The sequence below is a fragment of the Aromatoleum sp. genome, assembly GCF_035254505.1.
Lineage (GTDB): Bacteria > Pseudomonadota > Gammaproteobacteria > Burkholderiales > Rhodocyclaceae > Aromatoleum.
This window is the reverse complement of the sequence record NZ_DATFAO010000066.1, coordinates 56,336-79,531: the sequence shown is the minus strand read 5'-3', so window position 1 is coordinate 79,531 and position 23,196 is coordinate 56,336. Positions and strand designations below refer to the sequence as shown.

Annotated in this window: 15 protein-coding genes; 8 read left to right on the top strand and 7 right to left on the bottom strand. The window is 65.6% G+C overall.

Going from position 1 to position 23,196, the window contains the following annotated elements:
* Nucleotides 1-4: 4 nt before the first annotated feature.
* From folD to VJ673_RS13530, 7 genes are all read right to left on the bottom strand, one after another.
* Nucleotides 5-877, bottom strand: coding sequence for a bifunctional methylenetetrahydrofolate dehydrogenase/methenyltetrahydrofolate cyclohydrolase FolD (gene folD, locus VJ673_RS13560; RefSeq protein ID WP_324126645.1), 873 nt, complete (start codon nt 875-877; stop codon nt 5-7).
* 341 nt (nt 878-1,218) lie between these two features.
* Nucleotides 1,219-1,827 carry an indolepyruvate oxidoreductase subunit beta gene (locus VJ673_RS13555; protein WP_324126644.1) on the bottom strand — a complete coding sequence of 203 codons (609 nt, stop codon included), beginning with the start codon at nt 1,825-1,827 and terminating at the stop codon, nt 1,219-1,221.
* Nucleotides 1,828-1,832: 5 nt separating this feature from the next.
* Complete coding sequence (locus tag VJ673_RS13550) at nt 1,833-3,695, bottom strand: thiamine pyrophosphate-dependent enzyme (protein WP_324126643.1); 1,863 nt, start codon at nt 3,693-3,695, stop codon at nt 1,833-1,835.
* A gap of 111 nt (nt 3,696-3,806) precedes the next feature.
* Complete coding sequence (locus VJ673_RS13545) at nt 3,807-5,447, bottom strand: methyl-accepting chemotaxis protein (RefSeq protein ID WP_324126642.1); 1,641 nt, start codon at nt 5,445-5,447, stop codon at nt 3,807-3,809.
* Nucleotides 5,448-5,556: 109 nt separating this feature from the next.
* On the bottom strand, nt 5,557-6,156 hold the full coding sequence (locus VJ673_RS13540; protein WP_324126641.1) for a c-type cytochrome: 600 nt from the start codon (nt 6,154-6,156) through the stop codon (nt 5,557-5,559).
* Nucleotides 6,157-6,198: 42 nt separating this feature from the next.
* A complete protein-coding gene (locus VJ673_RS13535) occupies nt 6,199-6,837 on the bottom strand; it encodes a response regulator transcription factor (RefSeq protein WP_324126640.1) in 639 nt (212 codons plus the stop codon).
* Nucleotides 6,809-9,523, bottom strand: a complete 2,715-nt coding sequence (locus tag VJ673_RS13530) for a PAS domain S-box protein (RefSeq protein WP_324126639.1) — start codon at nt 9,521-9,523, stop codon at nt 6,809-6,811. Before VJ673_RS13530 ends, VJ673_RS13535 begins: the two co-directional genes overlap by 29 nt.
* Nucleotides 9,524-9,754: 231 nt before the next feature.
* On the opposite strand from VJ673_RS13530, the gene VJ673_RS13525 reads away from it, so the two are divergent.
* The 8 genes from VJ673_RS13525 to rfbH all read left to right on the top strand — a co-directional run bounded on the left by VJ673_RS13525 (nt 9,755) and on the right by rfbH (nt 23,194).
* Nucleotides 9,755-10,957 (top strand): ABC transporter substrate-binding protein, encoded by a 1,203-nt coding sequence (locus tag VJ673_RS13525; RefSeq protein WP_324126638.1) that lies wholly within the window; start codon nt 9,755-9,757, stop codon nt 10,955-10,957.
* Nucleotides 10,958-11,339: 382 nt separating this feature from the next.
* The gene (gene aceE, locus VJ673_RS13520; RefSeq protein WP_324126637.1) at nt 11,340-14,009 is read left to right on the top strand and encodes a pyruvate dehydrogenase (acetyl-transferring), homodimeric type; all 2,670 of its coding nucleotides are present in this window, start codon (nt 11,340-11,342) and stop codon (nt 14,007-14,009) included.
* A gap of 21 nt (nt 14,010-14,030) precedes the next feature.
* Entirely contained in the window at nt 14,031-15,725 is a 1,695-nt protein-coding gene (gene aceF, locus VJ673_RS13515; protein WP_324126636.1) for a dihydrolipoyllysine-residue acetyltransferase, read from the top strand.
* Nucleotides 15,726-15,737: 12 nt separating this feature from the next.
* Nucleotides 15,738-17,537 (top strand): dihydrolipoyl dehydrogenase, encoded by a 1,800-nt coding sequence (gene lpdA, locus VJ673_RS13510; protein WP_324126635.1) that lies wholly within the window; start codon nt 15,738-15,740, stop codon nt 17,535-17,537.
* Between the two features lie 444 nt (nt 17,538-17,981).
* Nucleotides 17,982-19,826: a GGDEF domain-containing protein gene (locus tag VJ673_RS13505; protein ID WP_324126634.1), complete on the top strand. Its 1,845-nt coding sequence runs from the start codon at nt 17,982-17,984 to the stop codon at nt 19,824-19,826.
* Nucleotides 19,827-19,953: 127 nt separating this feature from the next.
* Complete coding sequence (gene rfbF, locus VJ673_RS13500; protein ID WP_324126633.1) at nt 19,954-20,727, top strand: glucose-1-phosphate cytidylyltransferase; 774 nt, start codon at nt 19,954-19,956, stop codon at nt 20,725-20,727.
* On the top strand, nt 20,709-21,788 hold the full coding sequence (gene rfbG / locus VJ673_RS13495; protein ID WP_324126632.1) for a CDP-glucose 4,6-dehydratase: 1,080 nt from the start codon (nt 20,709-20,711) through the stop codon (nt 21,786-21,788). Before rfbF ends, rfbG begins: the two co-directional genes overlap by 19 nt.
* The gene (gene rfbH / locus VJ673_RS13490; RefSeq protein ID WP_324126631.1) at nt 21,785-23,194 is read left to right on the top strand and encodes a lipopolysaccharide biosynthesis protein RfbH; all 1,410 of its coding nucleotides are present in this window, start codon (nt 21,785-21,787) and stop codon (nt 23,192-23,194) included. The genes rfbG and rfbH overlap by 4 nt, the downstream gene beginning before the upstream one ends.
* Nucleotides 23,195-23,196: the final 2 nt, after the last annotated feature.

The window sequence follows — 23,196 nt, the reverse complement described above, 5'->3', positions numbered from 1 at the left end:
CGTCTCAACCCTTCTTGCGCAGTGCGCGTTCGGCCGACTCGACGGTGTTCGCGAGCAGCATCGTGATGGTCATCGGACCGACGCCGCCAGGGACCGGAGTGATCGCGGAGGCGACCTCCTTCGCCGATTCGAAATCGACGTCGCCGCAGAGCTTGCCGGCTTCCGGGCCTTCGGTCAGGCGGTTGATGCCGACGTCGATGACGACGGCACCGGGCTTGACCATGTCGGCCTTGACGAAGCGCGGCTTGCCGATCGCGGCGACGAGGATGTCGGCGCGGCGCGTGTGGAAGGCAAGATCGCGGGTCTTGGAGTGCGTGACGGTGACGGTCGCGCCGGCGTTGGTGAGCAGCATCGCCATCGGTTTGCCGACGATGTTCGAGCGGCCGATGACGACGGCTTCAGCGCCCTGCACGGGGATGTTCTCGGCTTCAAGCATCTTCATGACGCCGTGCGGGGTGCAGGGCAGGAAGGCTTCCTGGCCTTGCGACAGGCGGCCGACGTTTTCGGCATGGAAGCCGTCGACGTCCTTGGCGACGGAGATGGCTTCGAGGACTTCTGCTTCGTTGAACTGCTTGGGGAGCGGCAGTTGGACGAGGATGCCGTGGACGGCGGGGTCCGCGTTGAGTTCGGCGATCTTGGTCATGACGACGTCGGCGTCCACATCGCTGGCGAAGTCGAAGCGCAGCGAGCGGATGCCGGCCTTTTCGCAGCCGGAGACCTTGTTGCGGACGTACACGGCGGAGGCCGGATTCTCGCCCACCAGGATCACCGCGAGGCAGGGTTGGACGCCCTGCGCAGTGAGTTGCGCCGCACGTTCGGCGAGTTCGCCGCGCACGCGCGCGGAAAGCGCGTTGCCATCGATGATGCGAGCCGTCATGATCTTGAAGCCCTGAAGGAAAAACCGGGCATTTTATCGGAAGATCAGGGGCTTGTGCGATCCGATTCTGCGATGTCGCTAGGGGATTTCCGGGCGTCGCTTGGGGGTAACTTCGGGGTGCTAGGCGGCTTCGATCCGCCCCCGACGGCGGCTGTTCCGCGCTTCGTTGGCGCAAGCGGACGCCTCAGCACGGAACAGCCGCCATCGGGGGCTAGACTTGGGAAGACCGGTTGCTTCCCGCCTCTGATTCGGGCGCGACCAGCCTGATCCCGTTCTGGCCGAGCCTGTCGACGTCCGCCTACTACTCTTCAACGGGCCAGGACGAACGGCTGCACCTGCGCTTAGGCGGCGACGGGTTCGCTGGCAACAGCTTTTCGGCCCGCCTCAAACGCTTCACGGTTCGCGTCGACGAGGTGGGGCTTGCGAGCGCCGAAGCGGGCGAGGACGGCGTCGCGAAGCACCGCTGCCGGAAAGGGCAGCAGGTCGGAGCTCGCGCCGAGCATGACGGTGTTGCCGAGGCGGATGTTGCCCAGACCCAGCGCGATCGAAGTGGCGTCGAAGGCGTGTACGGTGAGACCGAGCGCGCGCATCTTATCGACCGGATCTTCGGGGTACGGGAACAGGCCGAGATTCACGACCGGCGGGACGATGCAGCCGGTATTGACGAGGGCGACGCCTCCCGGCTTCAGCATGTGGCTCCAGCGCAGCGCTTCGGCGGATTCGAACGCGACCAGCAGGTCCGCTTCGCCGGGTCCGATCTGCGGCGAGCGGACTTCCTTGCCGAAGCGCAGCTGCGAGGTCACGACGCCGCCGCGCTGGCTCATGCCGGCGACTTCGGTCTTCTTGACGTCGAAGCCGAGGGAGATGGCGGCCTCCGCGAGGATTTCGGTGGCGGTCATGACGCCCTGCCCGCCGACGCCGCAGACGAGGATGTTGGTAATCTGGGACATGGCGCTCACTTCCTGATGAACTGGAGGGTCTGGACGGGTTCGGCGTGCACGATCGCTTCCGGCGCGCACGGCTGGACGCACAGCCCGCAGCCGGTACAGGCGGAGGTTTCGATGCGCACGAAGGAGAGGTCGACTTCCTTGCCGGACGCCTTCACGACCTTGTCGCGGCGCGTGACGTGGATCGCGGGGCAGCCAACCTCGACGCAGTTGCCGCAGCCGGTGCAGCGATCTTCCTGGACCACGTAGGGCGTGGTCGGTTTGTAGTCGCCGATCAGCACGCAGGGGCGGTTGGTGATGATGACCGAGGGTTCCTCGATCTTCGTTTCCTCACGGATCGTCTTGAAGAGCACCGGCAGCTGGTAGGGATCGACGACGTGGATGCGTTCGCGGCGCACGCCGAGCGCCTCGCACAGTTGGGCGAAGTCGACGCGCGAGCGTTCCTCGCCGTGGATGTCGCGGCCGGTGCCGGGGTTGTCCTGGCCGCCGGTCATGCCGACGGCGCGGTTGTCGAGCAGCAGCACGGTGACGTTGCCGCGGTTCCACGTGATGTCGAGCAGGCCCTGCATGCCCATGTGCATGAAGGTCGAGTCGCCGATCACGGCGACGATCTTCTTGTTGGCGTCGGCCGCTCCCCTGCCCTTGTCCATGCCAAGCGCGGTGCCCATCGACGCGCCCATCGAGATGCAGGTGTCGAGTGCGTTCCACGGATGGCCCGCGCCGAGGGTGTAGCAGCCGATGTCGCCCGAGATGATGATGTTGCGCATCTGCGAGAGCGTGTAATAGACGCCCAGGTGCGGACAGGCGACGCACATCGTCGGCGGCCGCGGGAAGACCTGCTGGGCGGCGACGTGCGGGGGCGGCTCGACGATTTCGCCCTGCATGCGCGCGACGGCCGGTTTCAGTATGTCGGGTACAAGTTCGTGCAGGCTGGGCAGCACGTCCTTGCCGCGGCACGCGATGCCCGCGGCTTTGAGCTCGGTCTCGATGAGCGGCTCGGTTTCTTCGACGACCAGCAGGGTGTCGACCGAGGCTGCGAAGGCGCGCAGGCGTTCGAGCGGCGCGGGACAGGAGAGTCCGAGCTTGAACACCGGCGCATCGGGGAAGGCGTCGCGCACGTGCATGAAGGCGGCGCCGGAGGTGACGAAGCCGACGCGGCGATCGTTGCCGTCGATCACCTCGTTGAGTGGCGAGACTTCGGTTTCGGCACGCAGCGCGGCATCGCGTTCGAGCATCTTCGGCAGACGCGGCTTGGCGTTGCCCGGGACCATCACCCAGTGGCGTGGATCCTTGACGAAGCCGGCAGGCTCGACCTCGATGCGGGAACCGGTCTGCACCAGCCCCTTCACGTGACAGATGCGCGTCGTCAGGCGCAGGATCACCGGCACCTTGAAACGCTCGGACAGCTCGAAGGCCGCCAGCGTCATCGCGTAGGCTTCCTGCGAGTCCGAGGGTTCGAGCACCGGCACGTGCGCGAAGCGACCCCAGTAGCGCGAATCCTGTTCGTTCTGCGACGAGGACATCCCGACGTCGTCGGCCACTGCGATCACGAGGCCGCCCTCGGTGCCGGTGACGGTCGTCGTCATCAGCGCATCGGACGCGACGTTGAGACCGACGTGCTTCATCGCGCAGAAGGCACGCGCGCCGACCATCGACGCGCCAAGCGCGACTTCGAGCGCGACCTTCTCGTTGACCGACCACTCGGTGTAGAGGTCGGGATAGCGGGACAGCACCTCGACGATTTCCGTCGAGGGCGTACCCGGATAGGCGGCTGCGACGCGCGTGCCAGCCTCCCAGACGGCGCGGGCAACGGCGTCGTTGCCGGACAGGAACAGGCGCGCGGGCGCCAGGAGCGTCTGGGATGCGGGCATGAATCGGCTCTCCAGGTTAAGGAGAGCAAATCTTACCGATCGGTCAATTTTGCCCCATTGACCCAGATCAACCCTGCCCGCGTTCGCGATCTCGCCCCGGCGGCGTCACCCTCAATCGACGCGGAATCCCGCCGTCAGCTGTTCCAGCGCACTGGCGCTCTGCGTGAGTCTTTCAGTCGATTCGGTGCTGCTGCGGATCTCGTCGCTGCTGCGTTCGGCCATCTCCGCGACTTCCTGCATGTTGGTCGCGACGCTGTTGCTCGCCGAAGTCAGCTCCTTCATCGACAGCACGACTTCCTCGAGACGGGTGAGCGTGTCGTGCGCGCCTCCGCGGATCTCGCGCAGGGCCTCGGCCGCCTGTCTCGAGAGCTTCGCGCCCGAATCGACCTTGGGCACGATCTCCTCGATGCTCGCCACGGCGCTTTCGGTTTCGGCCTTGACCGACACGATCACCTGCGAGATCTGTGCGGTCGCGGCGCCGCTGCGTTCGGCGAGCTTGCGCACCTCGTCCGCGACGACCGCGAAGCCGCGGCCCTGCTCGCCGGCGCGGGCCGCCTCGATCGCAGCGTTGAGCGCGAGCAGATTGGTCTGGTCGGAGATCTCGCGAATGACGTTCGCGATCTGGCCGATCTCGCCCGAACGGTCGCGCAGGACCTGGATCTGCTTGGCGGCACTGGTCACGGTCTCGGAGATCTGCGCGATACCGTCGGATGCGTCGCGGGCGAGCTCCTCGCCGCGCTGGGCGACCTCGGCGGTGCGACGCGAATTGCCGCGCGCTTCCTCGGTGTTCTCGGAGACGTGCGCGACACTCACCGCCATCTGTTCGATCGCGGCCGCCGTGCTACCGGCGACTTCGGTCTGTCGCATCGAGGCGTCGTGGATCGCGCGCCCTGCGCCCGCGGCCTGGCGCACCGCCTCGCTCACGTCATGCGCGTTGTCGCGCACGCGGCGGATCACTTCGACGAGGCGCGACTGCATCTGATCCATCGCGTAGGTGATGCTGCGGCTGTCGCCCGCCTTCACCGTCACGCGCGAGGTCAAATCGCGCTCGGCGATGCTGGCGGCAACGCGCTGCAGGTCCGCAGGCTCGCCGCCCAACTGGCTCAGGATGCCGCGGCCGATGTACCACGACACGGCCAAAATGACCAAAGCCGCAAGGACGCCAAGGATAACCGAGTCAAGCGCGTGATGCCGGAAGACTTCGTCGACGTCGTTCACGTAGACACCCGAGCCCACGATCCAGCCCCAGGGCGCGAACCCCTTCACATACGACAGCTTGGGCTGCGGCTCGCTCGAGCCCGGCTTCGGCCACAGGTAGTCCACGTAGCCGGCGCCGGACTTGCGCACGACTTCGACGAACTCGACAAACAGGTGCTTGCCTTTCGGATCGGCCGTATCCCGCATGTCCTTGCCGTCGAGCTCCGGCTTGATCGGGTGCATCAGGGTATGCGGCACCATGTCGGTGATGAAGAAGTATTCGCCGTCGCCGTAGCGAAGGCCCTTGACTGCAGCCTTGGCCGCCTTCTGAGCATCGTCCTTCGACAATTCGCCGGCCGCCTCCAGCTTCTGGAAATGCTCCACGACCCCGACCACGGATTCGACCGCATGCCGGACGCTCGCCTGACGCTCCTCGAGCATCACCTCTTTAAGCGAGGTGACGGCCTCGACCATGACGACCGCGAACAATGCGAACGCGACGATGACGATAAGACGCAGGCGCGTGCCCACGCTTACCTTGTATAGATTGACCACGATCCTTCCCCCTCGAAAGGAATTTAAGAAACCGGCCTCTGCGGGCCCTATCCGTATATCGGATTCTGTGCGGAAACCTTGAGCGAGGCAGCTCCAGCTGCCGCGTCAATTATTCCATTATGCTAAGAAACTCGGCCACGGCGTCGATCTCGGCGTCGGAAATGTTCTCGACGACGGTGTGCATGACCATGTTGGGCGACGTACGCGAGTAGTCGCGGAAGGCGTGCAGCTGCCCGACCAGGTACTTCACGTTCTGGCCCGCCAGCCGCGGGAGGTAGATGGCGCCACGGCCGAGCGGCCCGTGACAGGTCGTACAGGCGGTCACCCCGTGTTCGAAGTGTCCACTGAAATAGAGTCGGCGTCCGGCGTCGACCAACTCGGTCTTCGCGCTCCGTTCGGGCACCAGCGTCTTGGTGCTGAAGTACTCAGCGAGGGCGCGCATCTCGCCCCCGCTCAAGTCCTCGACCTTTTCCTTCATGCGCGTGCTCTTGCGCAGGCCGGTCTTGAAGTTCGCCATCTGGCGCGTCATGTAATCGACGTTCTGCCCCGCGAGTTTCGGGAATTCCGGCTCGCTGCTTTCACCGTCGAAGCCGTGGCATTTCTGGCAGCGTTCGCGCACGAGCTTCTCGGCGGGACGGTCCTCGGCCGCTTGCACCGACGCGGCCGCGGCGAGTGCCAGCATCAACAGGGTCGCGTACCCGATATTCATAGTTCCAGCGATCATTTGCCCTGTATGAATCTTGTCCAACGCTCAACGTCCCTGGCCGACATCGGCCGCCAGGACGTTTTGCACGAGCTCGGCGAGCGAATTCGCCTCCATCTTTTCCATCACGCGGGCGCGATGGACTTCGACGGTCTTGATGCTGATGCCGAGCACGTCGGCGATCTGCTTGTTGAGCTTGCCGGCAATGATGAGGTCGAGCACCTCGCGCTCGCGCTGCGTGAGCTGCGTGAGGCGGCGCACGGTCTCCGCTTCGAGCTGGCGCCGCCCGCGTGAGGCCTGCTCGGCGGCAAGGCACTCGGCGATCAGGTCGAGCATGTCGCGCTCGCTGAAGGGCTTCTCGATGAAATCGACGGCCCCTTTCTTGACCGCAGACACCGCCATCGGCACGTCGCCATGGCCGGTGATGAAGATCACCGGCAGCGAACAGTGACGCCGCCGCAGTTCCTCGAAGAGCTCCAGCCCGCTCATCCCGGGCATGCGCACGTCGAGCACGAGGCAGCCGGTCATCGCGAGATTGAAGTCGGCCAGGAAGGCTTCCGCCGACTCGTAAGAGCGCACGCGATGGCCGCTCGATTCGAGCAGCCACACAAGCGAATCGCGCAGGGCTTCGTCGTCGTCGACGATATGGATGTACTGGTCAGGCGCGGCGGACTGCTGCTCGCTCACTCGCAATCTCCGTAGGCAGCGTAAACGAGAAGATGGTACCCCCTTCCGGGTTGTCGTCGACAATCAATCGGCCATCGTGGAACTCGATGATCGAACGGCAGATATTCAGCCCCATGCCCATCCCTTCGGTCTTGGTCGTGTAGAAGGGGGTGAAGAGACGCGAACGCTCCTCTTCGCCGATGCCGTGGCCGCGGTCGATCACCGCCACTTCGACGGCACGCGGGCCGAGCGCCCGGGCACGCACCACCAGCACCCGATGCTCGGCCGGCAGGTCGGACATCGCGTCGATGCCGTTCTTGACGAGGTTCAGCACCACCTGCTCGATCATGATGCGGTCGGCGAACACCGGCGGCAGGTCCGGCGCGACCTCGGACACGATGCGCGAGCTCATCCGCCGCGCGTCGATCTCGGCGAAGCCGATCGCGTCGTCGAGCACCTCGGAGATCTGCACCGCGCCGCGCCGCGGCTCGCTCTTCTTCACGAACTCGCGGATGCGGCGGATGATCTTGCCGGCGCGCTCGGCCTGGAAGCTCGCCTTCTGCATCGCGGAGAGCAGATCTTCGTCGCGCGCATTGCCCCCCTGGATGCGGGTGACGCAGCCCATGCAGTAGTTGGCGATTGCGGACAGCGGCTGGTTGAGCTCGTGCGCAAGCGTCGAGGCCATCTCGCCCATCGTGATCAGGCGCGAGGTGCGCTGCAGCCGCTCGGCCTGCTGGCGTGACACTTCCGCCGTCTGCTTGCGCTCGGTGACGTCGGTCGCGATGCCCATGCGCACGACGCGCCCGTCCACCCAGCGCGTGGCGTGCTCGCGCACGTGATACCAGCGGCCGGACAGCGGATTCTGCAGCTCGCCGTCGAAGAGTTCGCGCGGCAGGTCGGCAGGGGTGAGGCCGCGCGGGTCGACCGGGTAGTCGCCGCGCTCGGGCTGCGGCACGGCGACGCCGCGCACCGTGCGGCCGACCGCGTCGAACCCGTGGATGCTCTTGAAGGCGCGGTTCGCGAACAGGATCTCGTCGGTGCGCGCATCGGCGACGAAGACCGCGGCGTCGAGACCGTCGATCACGGCCTCGAAGCGCTCGTGCGCCGATTCGAGCGCGGCGCGGATGCGCTTCGGCTCGGTGATGTCGGTCGCCGACGCCATCCAGCCGACCTGGGTGCCGGTGCTGTCGATCAGCGGCGACAGGTAGAAGCGCGCATCGAGCCGCTCGCCGTTCTTCCGCCGCACGCGCATCTCGAAACCACTCACCGGCGCCCTGCCCTGCAGCGTGAGGTCGAGGTTCTGCCAGCACTGCTCGAGGTCCTCAGGGGGCCAGTACGGGAAGGGGGGCTTCGAGCCGAGGAGCTCCTCCTGCTCGAAACCGACCATGCGGCAGAAGGCGGAATTGACGTAGATGATGCGCCCGGTGAGGTCGATCGCACGCATGCCGGTGATCACCGACTCTTCCATCGCCTTGCGGAAGGTCGTCTCCGCGCGCAGGGCCTCCTCGGCCGCCTTGCGTCCGGTGATGTCGTGCGCGACGGCATACACGAGCTTCTCCTCCCGCACCGGGTTGATGCTCCAGTCGAGCCACTTGAAACTGCCATCGACACCCCGGCAACGGATCTCGAAGCTCACCGGCTGGCCGTCGGCGAGGCGGCGGAGCTGGTCGACGGCGAAGGGCACGTCGTCGGCGTGCACGATGTCGAGCAGCGGCCGGCCCGGCAGGTCATCGGGCGAACAGCCGAGGATGCGCTCGAAGGCGGGGTTCGCGCGCCGGAACACGCCATCAAGGCCGACGATGCACAGCAGGTCGAGCGACAGGTTGAAGAGGCGATCGCGCTCCTTCTCGACCTGGACGCGGCGCTGCACGTGGGTGCGCAGCAGCCACAGGGTCCACAGCACGATCACCGACAGGCCGACGATCATCGCGGTCGGGAGCATCTGCGGCAGTTGGCTTGCGGTGCGGAAGGCGGTTGCACGCAGGGTCAGGCCATTGCCCGGTGGATCGAGCGCGATCGAATACGAGACGCTCTCGTCGATCGCGCGCACGCCGGAGTTCGCCGCCAGCGTGTCGCCGTTGGCGCCGAGCAGCGTGAGCCGGTACTTCTCGTCGAACCAGCTCGGCACAAGATGACGCACCATGCGGTCGATCGAGTACACGCCGACGATCGCGCCGAGGAACTCGCGGCCGTGGCGCACCGGCACGTACACCTCCAGCACCATGCGGTTGCGCGGATTCATGTAGGCCTCGCCGTAAGCCGCGCGGCCCAGGTCGCGGGCGCGGTAGAAGGCTTCGGTCTGATTCGCGGACAAGGGGTCGCCCTGCAGCCAGTCCGTGGTGTCGAAAGGCGCGGACCAGCGCACGACTTCTTCCGGCCCCACCCAGACGATGTTCACGAGTTCGCCGTTGTTGGCGATGTACTGGTTGGCGCGGACCTGGAAGCCGTCGAGATTCAAGGCATCGGCGGCGAGATCACGGGCGGCCTGGCCGAGGAATTCCTCGGTCGCCTGCATGTGCAGACGCATCGTCTGCTCGGCCCACTGCACATCTCGCGCGACGGCATTGCGCTGCGTCTCGACGTCACGGGCCTGCAGCAGCCAGACGAGCGCGAGCATCGTCAGCGCGAAGATGCCGACCGCGACGTAGGGAGCGGTCCAGTACCAGCGGGCCTGGCCGAAGCGGCCGGAGTCGGAGAAATGGGGCATCGAAATCGGAACTATCGGAGAAACGCAACAGGCGCGCAAAAGCGCCGCAGATGCCTTGAGGGATTGTCGATGGCATCCCGCCGAGCGGCAATCGGGGTTTTTCCGTAGCGCGGCACAGCCGACAGTGCGGAAAGCGCTTCCATGACAGGCTTGGGGTTTTCGCCAATTCTACGCTGCTGCCATCGGCCGTACATTGTGCGGCCATCCTTCTTCAACCCGAGTGATTCCAGCGTGCTGCGCCTCCTGATTGCGCTTCTGTGCCTCGTATCCCTCGCGGAATTCTCCGTTGCGGCGGCCCCGGCGAGCCCGGTCGGTCCGCTCAAGATCGGCGTGTCCGGCCCCTTCACGGGCGGGTCGAGCCCGATGGGCATTTCGATGCGCGAGGGCATCCGCATCGCCGCGGCCGAAATCAACGCGGCCGGCGGGGTGCTCGGGCGGCAGGTCGAACTCGTCGAACGCGACGACGAAGCGCGCAACGAGCGCGGCGCCCAGGTCGTGCAGGAGCTCATCGACCGCGAGCACGTGGTCGCGGGCCTCGGCATCGCCAACACCGGCGTCGCGCTTGCGAGCCAGCGCTTCTACCAGCAGGCGCGCATCCCGATCATCACGTCGGTGGCGACCGGATCGCTGATCACCAAACAGTTCCTGCCGCCGCTGCACCCGGACAACTTCGTCTTCCGCGTCTCGGCGAGCGACACGCTGCAGGCGGCGATGATCGTCGCCGAGGCCGTCGACCGCCGCGGCATCAAGCGCGTCGCGATCTTCCACGACGCGACGAACTACGGCCAGCTCGGCCGCGAGGACCTTGAACGGACGCTCGCCGAGCGCAACATCGTGCCGGTCGCCGTCGAGCGCTTCCAGATCCCCCAGCCCGACATGAGCTCGCAGCTGCGCCGGGCGCGCCAGGCGGGCGCCGAGGCGATCCTCACCTACGGCATCGGCCCCGAGCTCGCGCAGATCGTCAATGGCATGGCGCGGCTCAACTGGCATGTGCCGCTGATCGGCAGCTGGACGCTCGCGATGTCGAATTTCATCGACAACGCCGGCCCCAACGGGGAAGGCGCACGCATGCCGCAGACCTTCATCCCCGAGCCGACGACGCCGCGCCGCAAGACCTTCCTCGATGCATGGAAAAATGCCACTGGAAGCACACGCATTCCGGTGCCACCGGCCGCCGCGCAAGGGTATGATTCCACGCTTCTGCTCGCGGCCGCCATCCGCCAGGCCGGCAGCACGGATGGCGATCGAATCCGCGAGGCGCTCGAAAACCTGCAAGAAAGGGTCGAGGGGGTCATCATGACTTACAGCCGCCCGTTTTCGAAGGATCGCCACGAGACCATCAACAGCGTCCATGATGTCTTCATGGGCGAAGTGCAGAACGGGCGAGTCGTGTTCGCCTACGACGAGGACCGCCGCCGGGCATCGCGCCAATGACGCCCGCGGCATCCGCCGCTTTTCCTGATCGGCCGGGAGAAAAACCTCTCCCTCCCTCTCTATCTCCCGGCCGATTTTTTTCCGCTTTTTCCCCGCTCTTCGCGTTTTCCCCGTTTCGGGCACTGTCGCCAGTGCCCGCTGGCGCTCGCCCATCCTGTTCTCGCACCTGCAGTCCGGCCGTATTTCCGTCAGCGGCGACGCGGCCGCGCACTCGCCTTCGATGGCGCTCCGGGCAAAAAGTTATTGCACATCCCGAAATCTGTTTTTAGAATGTGAAAACCGTCGCTGATCATCGGAATCGGCAACCCACGGTTTCAAATCGCCCGCTCCACAAAAAGCGGGATCCGCTAACAGCTGAGCTCAACGTTTGAGGAGACAGAGCATGGCCGCCGCACCCAACGTCACGCTGCAACCCGACCCCGACACCCAAGAAACGCAGGAATGGCTGGACGCCCTCCAGGCCGTCGTCGCCAATGAAGGCCAGGACCGCGCCCACTTCCTGATCGAGAAGCTGATCGAAGCCGGCCGCGAGGAAGGCATCGACATCCCCTACTCGGCGACCACGCAGTACATCAACACGATTCCCGCCGCGCAGCAGCCCAAGTACCCGGGCAACCCGGACATGGAGATCAAGCTGCACTCCTACATCCGCTGGAACGCGATGGCGATGGTCGTGCGCGCGAACAAGCACACCAACGTCGGCGGCCACATCGCCTCGTTCGCCTCGGCGGCAGCCCTCTACGACGTCGGCTTCTCGCACTTCTGGCGCGCCCCGTCCGAAAACCACGGCGGCGACCTGATCTTCTTCCAGGGCCACTCGGTCCCGGGCGTCTATGCGCGCGCCTACATGCTCGGCCGCCTCTCCGAAGAGCAGATGGACAGCTTCCGTCAGGAAGTCGACGGCAAGGGCATCTCGTCCTACCCGCACCCCTGGCTGATGCCGGACTTCTGGCAGTTCCCGACCGTGTCGATGGGCCTCGGCCCCTTGTGCGCGATCTACGCCGCCCGCTTCATGAAGTACATGGACAGCCGCGACATGGCCAAGGCGCAGGACCGCAAGGTCTGGGCGTTCCTGGGCGACGGCGAGACCGACGAAGTCGAATCGCTGGGCGCGATCGGCATGGCCGCGCGTGAAAAGCTCGACAACCTGGTCTTCGTGATCAACTGCAACCTGCAGCGCCTCGACGGTCCGGTGCGCGGCAACGGCAAGATCATCCAGGAACTGGAAGCCGAATTCCGCGGCGCCGGCTGGAACGTCATCAAGCTCGTGTGGGGCACGCACTGGGACGCCCTGCTCGCCCGCGACACCAAGGGCCTGCTCAAGAAGCGCATGATGGACGCGGTCGACGGCGAGTACCAGACCTTCAAGGCGAAGGACGGTGCGTACGTTCGCGAGCACTTCTTCAACACGCCGGAACTGAAGGCGATGGTCGCCGACTGGACCGACGACGAGATCTGGCAACTGAACCGCGGCGGCCACGATCTGTTCAAGATCTTCTCGGCCTACAAGGCGGCCGTGGAGCACAAGGGCCAGCCGACGCTGATCCTCGCCAAGACCATCAAGGGCTTCGGCATGGGCCAGGCGGGCGAAGCGATGAACATCTCGCACCAGCAGAAGAAGCTCGACGAAGAGGCGATCCGCCGCTTCCGCGACCGCTTCGGCATCCCGGTGCCGGACGACAAGATCGCCGAACTGCCCTACCTGAAGTTCGCCGAGGATTCGCCCGAGTACAAGTACATGATGGAGCGTCGCGTGTCGCTCGGCGGCTTCCTGCCGCAGCGCCGCCGCACTGCCGACCCGCTCGCCGTGCCTGCGCTCGAAAACTTCGCTGCGCTGCTGAAGGCGTCAGGCGAAGGCCGCGAGCTGTCGACCACGATGGCGATCGTGCGCATCATGAACACGCTGCTCAAGGACAAGCAGATCGGTCGTCACATCGTGCCGATCGTCCCCGACGAGTCGCGCACCTTCGGCATGGAAGGCATGTTCCGCCAGTACGGCATCTGGAACCAGCAAGGCCAGAACTACGTGCCGGAAGATCATGACCAGCTGATGTTCTACAAGGAATCGAAGACCGGCCAGGTGCTGCAGGAAGGCATCAACGAAGCGGGTGCGATGGCGGACTGGATCGCCGCCGGTACCGCCTACTCGGTACACGGCGTGCAGATGGTGCCGTTCTACATCTTCTATTCGATGTTCGGCCTGCAGCGCACGATGGACCTGTGCTGGGCAGCGGGCGACCAGCGCACCCGCGGCTTCCTGGTCGGCGGTACCGCCGGCCGCACGACGCTCAACGGCGAAGGCCTGCAGCACGAGGATGGTCACAGCCTGATCCTCGCGAACATGATCCCTAACTGCGTCAGCTACGACCCGACCTTCCAGTACGAAGTCGCCGTGATCGTCCAGGACGGCATGCGCCGCATGTTCGCCGAGCAGCAGGACGTGTACTACTACATCACGGTGATGAACGAGAACTACGAACATCCCGAGATGCCTGCCGGCGCCGAAGCCGACATCATCAAGGGCATGTACGCGTTCCGTAAGGGCGCTGACGGCAAACTGCGCGTCCAACTGCTGGGCTCCGGCACGATCTTCCGCGAAGTCATCGCCGCGGCCGACCTGCTGAAGAACGACTGGGGCGTCGAAGCCGACATCTGGGGCTGCCCGAGCTTCAACGAACTGGCCCGCGAAGGCCAGGACGCCGCACGCTGGAACATGCTGCACCCGATGGAAGCGCCGCGTCTGAGCCACGTCGAGAAGTGCCTCAAGGGCGCGGTCGGCCCGGTCGTCGCCGCCACCGACTACATCAAGCTGTTCTCCGAGCAGATCCGTCCCTTCGTCAAGAACACCTACGTCACCCTCGGCACCGACGGTTTCGGCCGTTCGGATACCCGCGAAAAGCTGCGCCACTTCTTCGAGGTGGATCGCCACTGGGTCACGGTTGCCGCACTGAAGGCGCTGGCCGACGAAGGCCAGATCGAGCGCGACAAGGTTGCAGCCGCGCTGCTGAAGTACAACCTCGATCCCGCCAAGCCGAACCCGATGAGCGTCTAAGAGAGCGAGGGAGACAAGAACATGAGCCAAATCATTGAAGTGAAAGTCCCGGACATCGGCGATTTCGATTCCGTCCCGGTGATCGAGCTGTTCGTGAAAGTCGGCGACACCATCAAGGTCGACGACGCGATCGCGACGCTGGAATCCGACAAGGCGACGATGGACGTGCCCTCGTCGGCCGCCGGTGTCGTCAAGGAAGTGCTGGTCGGCGTCGGCGACAAGGTCGGCGAAGGCAGCCTGCTGATCAAGGTCGAGACGGTCAACGGCGACAAGGCCGAAGCACCGGCTGCGGCCCCCGCTCCGGCGGCTGCGGCTGCGCCCGCGCCCGCCGCTGCCGCCCCCGCGCCGGCTCCGGCCGCTGCGCCTGCTGCAGCGCCGGCCGCCTCCGGCCCGATCGAAGTCGCCGTGCCGGACATCGGCGATTTCGATTCCGTCCCGGTGATCGAGCTCTTCGTGAAGGTCGGCGACACGATCAAGGTCGACGACGCGATCGCGACGCTTGAATCCGACAAGGCGACGATGGACGTGCCCTCCTCGGCTGCTGGCGTCGTCAAGGAAGTGAAGGTCAAGGTCGGCGACAAGGTGTCGATGGGCTCCGTGCTGATCGTCGTCGAAGGCGCCGGCGCTGCACCGGCCGCCGCTGCGGCTCCGGCTGCCCCCGCGGCTCCCGCCGCGGCCGGCAACACCGCCGTGCAGGCCACTCCGGCTGCGTCGACCGCCGCCTTCAGCCAATCGGCGCTTTCGGCGCCGGCCGCTCCCGCGGCGCCGTCCGCCGTCACGCTCGGCGGCAAGGTGCATGCGAGCCCGTCGGTGCGCGCCTACTCGCGTGAGCTCGGCGTCGATCTCGGGCAGGTCAAGGCCACCGGGCCGAAGGGCCGCATCCTGAAGGAAGACGTCACCGCCTTCGTGAAGGGCGCGATGCAGACCGGCGTCGTCCCGGGCAAGGCCGCTCCGGCTGGCGCGGGCGCGAGCCTCGGCGGCGGGCTGGATCTGCTGCCCTGGCCGAAGGTCGATTTCTCGAAGTTCGGCGAAATCGAAAGCAAGCCGCTGTCGCGCATCAAGAAGATCTCCGGCCAGAACCTCGCCCGCAACTGGGTGATGATCCCGGCCGTGACCTATCACGAAGACGCCGACATCACGGACTTGGAAGCTTTCCGCGTCCAGATGAACAAGGAATATGAGAAATCCGGCAAGAAGCTCACGATGCTGGCCTTCATCATCAAGGCGTCGGTGCGCGCGCTGCAGCAATTCCCCGAGTTCAACACCTCGCTCGACGGCGATAATCTGATCTACAAGAAGTACTTCAACATCGCGTTCGCCGCCGACACCCCGAACGGGCTCGTCGTGCCGGTGATCAAGAACGCCGACAAGAAGAGCGTATTCGAGATCGCCGCCGAATCCGGCGAACTGGCGAAGAAGGCCCGCGACGGCAAGCTCGGCCCCGCCGACATGTCGGGCGCGTGCTTCACAATCTCGTCGCTGGGCGGCATCGGCGGCACCTACTTCGCGCCGATCGTCAATGCGCCGGAAGTCGCGATCCTGGGCGTCAACAAGTCGGTGATGAAGCCGGTATGGGACGGCAAGCAGTTCGTGCCGCGCCTGACGCTGCCGATGTCGCTGACCGCCGACCATCGGGTCATCGACGGCGCGCTGGCGACCCGCTTCAACGTGTATCTCGCTCAACTGCTGGCCGACTTCCGTCGGGTCATGCTGTAAGGAGGCCGCACCATGAGCCAGTTGATTGAAGTGAAAGTCCCCGACATCGGCGACTTCTCCGACGTGCCGGTGATCGAGCTCTTCGTGAAGCCGGGCGACACCATCAAGATTGACGACGCGATCGCGACGCTCGAGTCGGACAAGGCGACGATGGACGTGCCGTCGTCGTCCGCCGGCGTGGTCAAGGAAGTGTTGGTCAAGGTCGGCGACCGCGTCTCCGAAGGCGTCACGCTGATCAAGATCGAGGCTTCCGGATCGCTGCCCGAAGCGGCCGGCGAACTACAGGCCCCGGCCGCCCCGACTGCCGTCGCAGCCGCCCCGGCGGCACCTGCAGCGGCACCGGCCCCTGCGGCCGCCAGCCATGCCGGCGGTGCCGACATCGAGTGCGACATGCTCGTGCTCGGCGCCGGTCCCGGCGGATATTCGGCTGCGTTCCGCTCGGCCGACCTCGGTCTCAAGACCGTCATCGTCGAGCGCTATGCGACCCTCGGCGGTGTGTGCCTGAACGTCGGCTGCATCCCGTCCAAGGCGCTGCTGCACGTCGCCGCGGTGATGGACGAAGCCGAACACATGTCGGCCGCCGGCATCACCTTCGCGAAGCCGACCGTCGATATCGACGCGCTGCGTGCCCACAAGGACAAGGTCGTCGGCAAGCTGACCGGCGGTCTCGCGGGCATGGCCAAGGGCCGCAAGGTCGACGTCGTGCGCGGCTACGGCGTCTTCCTCGACCCGAACCACGTCGAGGTCGAAGTCACGACCGGCGAAGGCCAGGACAAGACCGGCGAGAAGAAGGTCATCAAGTTCAAGCAGTGCATCATCGCAGCCGGTTCCGCCGCGGTGCATCTGCCCTTCATCCCGCGCGACCCGCGCATCGTCGACTCGACCGGCGCGCTGGAGCTGCGCTTCGTGCCGCAGAAGATGCTCGTCATCGGTGGCGGCATCATCGGCCTCGAGATGGCGACCGTCTATTCGACGCTCGGCACCCGTGTCGATGTCGTCGAGATGCTCGATCGCCTGATGCAGGGCCCGGACGCCGACGCCGTGAAGGTGTGGGAGAAGCAGAACCTGCAGCGCTTCGACAACGTGATGCTCAAGACCAAGACCGTCGCCGTCGAGGCGAAGGACGACGGCCTGTGGGTCACGTTCGAAGGCGAGAAGGCGCCGCAAGGTCCGCAGCGCTACGACATGATCCTGCAGGCCGCCGGCCGCTCGCCCAATGGCAAGAAGATCGGCGCCGACAAGGCGGGCATCCTCGTCACCGACCGCGGCTTCATTCCGGTCGATGCGCAGATGCGCACCAACGTGCCGCACATCTTCGCGATCGGCGACGTCGTCGGCAACCCGATGCTCGCGCACAAGGCGGTGCATGAAGCGCACGTCGCGGCCGAAGTCGCGGCGGGCGAGAAGGCTGCGTTCGACGCCACCGTGATCCCGGGCGTCGCGTACACCCATCCGGAAGTGGCGTGGGTCGGCTACACCGAGGAAGAGGCGAAGAAGGAAGGCCGCAAGATCGAAACCGCGAAGTTCCCGTGGGCCGCCAGCGGCCGCGCGATCGCCAACGGCGCCGACTACGGCTTCACCAAGCTGATCTTCGACGCCGAAACGCATCGCGTGATCGGCGGCGCAATCGTCGGTCCTTCGGCGGGCGACATGATCGGCGAAGTCTGCCTCGCGATCGAGATGGGCGCGGACGCAGTGGATATCGGCAAGACCATCCACCCGCACCCGACCCTCGGCGAGACCGTCGGCATGGCGGCGGAAGTCGCGCACGGCAGCTGCACCGACATCCCGCCGGTGCGCAAGAAGAAGTAAGACGCTTCTCACGCGTCACGAACGGCGACCTCCGGGTCGCCGTTTTTTTTGTCCTGTCGCCGGCAAATCGCAATTCGGCCAGCGCTCATCGGGCATTGCACTTTCGGCTTACTACTGTATATACTTACAGTCATCAACAACGAGGCTCTCAAACGGCCCTTACCTGACGGAGACCAACATGGAACGATGGATTACGCGTCTGCTTCTCGGTTGTGGCGGCATGGCCGGATTGATGCTCGGAACGGGGCAGACCGTCGAGGCGACAACGCTAGCGTGCGCCACGATATTCACCGTCTGGCTTCTGAGAACCCACGCGGACCCGAGCAGCCGGTAAGCCGCATCGCCCCGGGCAGCGATGCCGGGCATGTTCACGATGTCGGCAGAAAGATGGCGACGCGCGGGGCCGTATAATCGCGCGGACGACATCTATAACTTCTGCCATACATGCCCGCCCCCACCCAGCCATCGGAAATCGCTCGCGAAGTCCTGCGCCTGATCGCCACCCGGCGCGTTCCTCCGACGCCCGACAATTTCCGTAAGCTGTATAACGAGGTCGCCGGCATCACGTCCGACGAGGGGGCCTTCCCCGAAAAATTCGTGCGCTCCCTCGCGCTTCAACTGCCGCGCGACACCGCCGAACGGACGCGGCTCGCCCGACAGCTCGATCAGGCGCTGACCGCGGGCGACCCGGACACCGGGCAACGGGCCTTGGGGCAATACCTCACCAGCCTCAAGACCGAGCAGCCCCAGGCGTGGAACGAACTGATCGGCAATCTCCTCAAGCAGTGGGAACTGCGCCAGATCGGCTGGACCACCGCACGCAAGCGCGAGTCGCTCGAACGCGTCCTCGCGGCCAACGATCCTGCGACGCTCTATGGGCGGCTCTACGGGCTCGTGCGATCATGGATTCAGGCGCCCTCGAATCCCGAATCACCGGCCCCGCGCGAACTCGTCGACGCGTCCCCGGCGTTGGGTGTAGCCCCGAACGCGGCGGTCGTTCCCCAGCCAGCGGGCGACGGACTACCCGCCCCCGCAGCCGCGGAAATCCGTCATATCGCGAGCGGCGAGGCCGGCGAACTGCTCTCGAATCTGCGCGAGCTGCTGCTGCTCACCCTCGAATCCGTGCTGCCGGCATTCCTGGCGGATGATCCTGAACTCACGCGCGAAATCGCCAAGTTCGCGCAATCGGTGAAGTCGGCCGAGCGCGCGGAGGACCTGCGCCCCATCGCCGCCCAATTACGCAAGTTCGCCTACCGTCTGGAAATGGTGGCGGGCGACAACGCCGAGGTCAATGCGGGACTGACCAACCTGCTCCGTCTGCTGCTCGAAAACATTGACCAGATCGTCGTCGACGACCGTTGGCTGCACGGTCAGATCGAAGTCTTGCGCGACGTGGTCGGCAAGCCGGCCAACGTGCGCCTCATCGACGCGGCGGAGCGGCGGCTCAAGGAAGTCATCTACAAGCAAAGCCAGCTCAAGCACAACCTCTCCGAAGCCCAGCGCTCGCTCAGAGAGATGCTCGCAGGCTTCGTCGATCACCTCGCGAGCTTCACCGAGGCGACCGGCAGCTATCACGACCGCATGGGACGCTGCGCGGAGCAGATCTCCGCCGCCCACGACATCACCGAAATCAGCGGCTTGCTCGGCGAAGTCATGCGCGAGACACTCGCGATCCGCGACGAAGCCCGACGTTCGCGCGACGAGCTGCAGTCCACCCGCGAACGCGTCCGCGAGGCCGAAACGCGCATCACCGACCTGCAGCAACAGCTCGATGAAGCCTCCCGCATGATGCGGCACGACCAGCTCACTGGCGTCCTCAACCGCCGCGGACTCGAGGAAACCTTCGAAAAGGAAGCGGCCCGCGCTCGTCGCCACGACCGACCGCTCAGCGTCGCGCTCCTCGATCTGGACAACTTCAAGCGCCTCAATGACAGCTTCGGGCACCGCACCGGTGACGATGCGCTGATTCACCTGTCGACGATCGTGCGCCAGAACCTGCGCCCCCAGGACACCGTCGCACGACATGGCGGCGAGGAATTCATCCTCCTCTATCCGGACACCGCGCTCGACCAGGCCCACGCCGCGCTCGTACGCCTGCAACGCGAGCTCACGCGGAATTTCTTCCTCGCCGAGGACAAGAAGATCCTGATCACATTCAGCGCAGGCGTGACCGAGTGGGATCCGACGGAACAGTTCAACGACGTCATCAGCCGCGCCGACACTGCGATGTATCAGGCCAAACAGACCGGGAAGAACAAGGTCGTGGCGGTCAATCCGACGTCCGCCTGACACGCCCTTTGGCCTCACTCTGACAGCCACAACGCGAAATAGGCTCCAAAAAGCCACGCTAATTCCGGCCGCAACGCCCACTCACGGCGAATAGAATACGCTCGGCCGCAATTAAGGAGGGCAGCGAATGAAGGCGGTAATTCTTGCGGGCGGATTGGGCAGTCGCCTCTCCGAGGAGACAAACCTCAAGCCCAAGCCAATGGTCGAAATCGGCGGGCGCCCGATCCTGTGGCACATCATGAAGATGTTTACCGCCCATGGAGTGACCGAGTTCATCATCTGCCTCGGCTACCGTGGCTACGTCGTGAAGGAATTCTTCGCGAACTACTTTCTCCACACCTCGGACGTCACCTTCGACATGCGCACGAACGCGATGGTCGTTCACGAGCAGCATGCCGAGCCGTGGTCCGTGACGCTCGTCGATACCGGGGAAAACACCCAGACCGGCGGCCGGCTTGCGCGCGTGCGCAAGTATCTCGAAGGCGAGGAAGCCTTCTTCTTCACCTATGGCGACGGACTGGGCGACGTGGACCTGACCGCGCTGCAGGCATTCCATTGCAAACAAGGGCGCCTCGCCACGGTGACCGCCGTATCGCCGCCGGGCCGCTTCGGCACGCTTGAACTGCGCAACCACAAGGTCGCCCGGTTCAAGGAGAAGCCCTCGACGGATGGAACCGTGATCAACGGCGGCTTCTTCGTGCTGTCGCCCAAGGTCCTCGATCGCATTTCGGACGACGACATGCCATGGGAATCGGCGCCGATGGAATCCCTGGTGCGCGACGGCGAATTGGCCGCATATCGGCACAACGGCTTCTGGCAGCCGATGGACACGCTGCGCGAGAAGCACTACCTGGAATCCCTGTGGAACGACGGAACGGCGCCGTGGAAAGTCTGGCAATGAGCTTCGCGGACTACGCCGGTCGGCGCGTCCTCCTGACGGGGCATACCGGCTTCAAGGGCGGCTGGCTGGCATTGTGGCTCGAACGGCTCGGCGCGACCGTCTGTGGACTCGCCCTGCCCCCCGATACGAACCCGTCCCTGTTCGACGCGCTGCGACTCGGCGAAACGGTCGAATCGAACTTAGCGGACATTCGTGACGTCGAAGCGGTCAAGCGCGTGATGACCGACACCGCGCCCGAGATCGTCTTTCACCTCGCCGCCCAGCCACTGGTGCGGCACAGTTACATTGCACCTATCGAAACCTTGGCCACCAACGTTATGGGCACTGCCCACGTGCTCGAAGCCGCGCGGAACTGCCCGTCCGTGCGCGCGATCGTTGTGGTGACCACCGACAAATGCTATGAAAACCGGGGCTGGGACTCCGGCTACCGCGAGAGCGATCGTCTCGGCGGCCACGATCCGTACAGTGTGAGCAAAGCCTGCGCAGAACTCGTCGCCTCGGCCTGGCGCTCCAGCTACTGGCAGGCCGACGATGCGCCCCTGCTCGCGACGGCGCGTGCCGGCAACGTGATCGGCGGCGGCGACTGGGCCGCAGACAGGCTTGTACCGGATGTCGTCCGCGCGATCGGTTCGGGGCAGATTGTTCTCGTCCGCAACCCGGCCGCCATCCGACCCTGGCAGCACGTCCTCGAGCCGCTTGCCGGCTATCTGATGCTCGGCGCTCGCCTGCTCGCGGGAGACCGCTCTTTCGCCGATGCGTGGAATTTCGGGCCGGCGCTAGGCGATATGCAGTCCGTCTCGGCGCTCTGCGAGGTGCTGTGCAAGCGGCTCGGCGGGGAATGGCGCCATGACGAAGGCGAACATCCCCACGAGGCGGCGGTCCTGCGTCTGGACAGCAGTCACGCGATGCTCAAACTGGGCTGGGCGCCCCGCTGGACGCTCGTGCAAGCGCTGGAACTGACGGCAGACTGGTACGCACGCGCGAGCCGCGGCGAAGACGCACGCGCGCTGACCCTCGAACAAGTAAGCGCCTACGAAGCCGCCTGTGGAGTCCAACAATGAATTCAAGCACGGATCCTCGCAGCGCAGTCCGTGACGCGGTCCACCGCTACTGCGAACAAAATGCAGGTCCTCGCGCCTTCGTCCCCGGTGAAACCCCTGTCCCACCTTCCGGGAAAGTGATCGGCGAAGCCGAAACCCAGGCGATGGTCGAAGCGGCGCTGGACGGCTGGCTGACCACCGGGCGCTTCAACGCCGATTTCGAGCAGCGCCTCGCAGACTTCGTTGGCAAGAGCTGCCAGGCATTGACGGTCAATTCGGGCTCCTCGGCCAACCTGGTGGCCGTCTCGACGCTGTTCTCGCCGATGCTCGGCCCTGGCGCGATCCGCGCGGGCGACGAGATCGTCTCCGTCGCGGCGGGGTTTCCGACGACCGTGAACCCGATCCTGCAGAACGGCGCGGTCCCGGTCTTCATCGACATCCTGCCTGGAACGTACAACATCGATCCGACCCTGCTCGAGAAGGCAGTGTCGCCCCGGACTCGCGCCGTCGTGCTCGCGCACACGCTCGGCAATCCCTACGATCTCGCGGCCGTCACGGCGTTTTGCGCGCGCCACAACCTGTGGCTGGTCGAGGATTGTTGCGACGCGCTGGGCGCGAGCTATACGCTGTCCCCGGACGCCGAAGTCTGGTTGCCGCGCACCCCGACGCACGACGATCCCGCGCTCTGGCAGCGCGGAACCGACAACGACCGCAGCCGCCACGTCGGCAATTTCGGCCATCTCGCGACGCTCTCGTTCTACCCCGCCCACCACATCACGATGGGCGAAGGCGGCGCCGTGCTGACCAGCGACGCCCTGCTCCGGCGGGTCGCCGAATCCGTGCGCGACTGGGGCCGCGACTGCTGGTGCGCCCCGGGTTGCGACAACACCTGCGGCAAGCGCTTCGACTGGCAGCTCGGCAGCCTCCCCGAGGGCTACGACCACAAGTACACCTATTCGAACTTGGGCTACAACCTCAAGATCACCGACATGCAGGCCGCCTGCGCGCTCGCCCAGCTCGATCGCCTGCCCGGCTTCGTCGAAGCCCGCCGCCGCAACTTTGCCCATCTGTCGGAACGGCTGCAAAGCTGCGCGGAATTCCTCGACCTCCCCCGTGCGACCCCCTCCAGCGATCCGTCGTGGTTCGGCTTCCCCGTCACGCTCACCCCGCAAGCGGCCACAAGACGCGTCGACCTGCTCGGATGGCTCGATCAGCACCGCATCGGCACGCGCCTGCTGTTCGCCGGCAACCTCACCCGTCAGCCGTACTTCGCCGGTCGCAACTACCGCGTCGCAAGCGATCTGACGGTGACCGACCGCATCATGTCCGACACCTTCTGGATCGGCGTCTGGCCCGGCTTGACGACCGAGATGCTCGACTACGCTGCAACCCAGATCGAAACCTTCTTCGGCCTTCACTTTGATTGAGA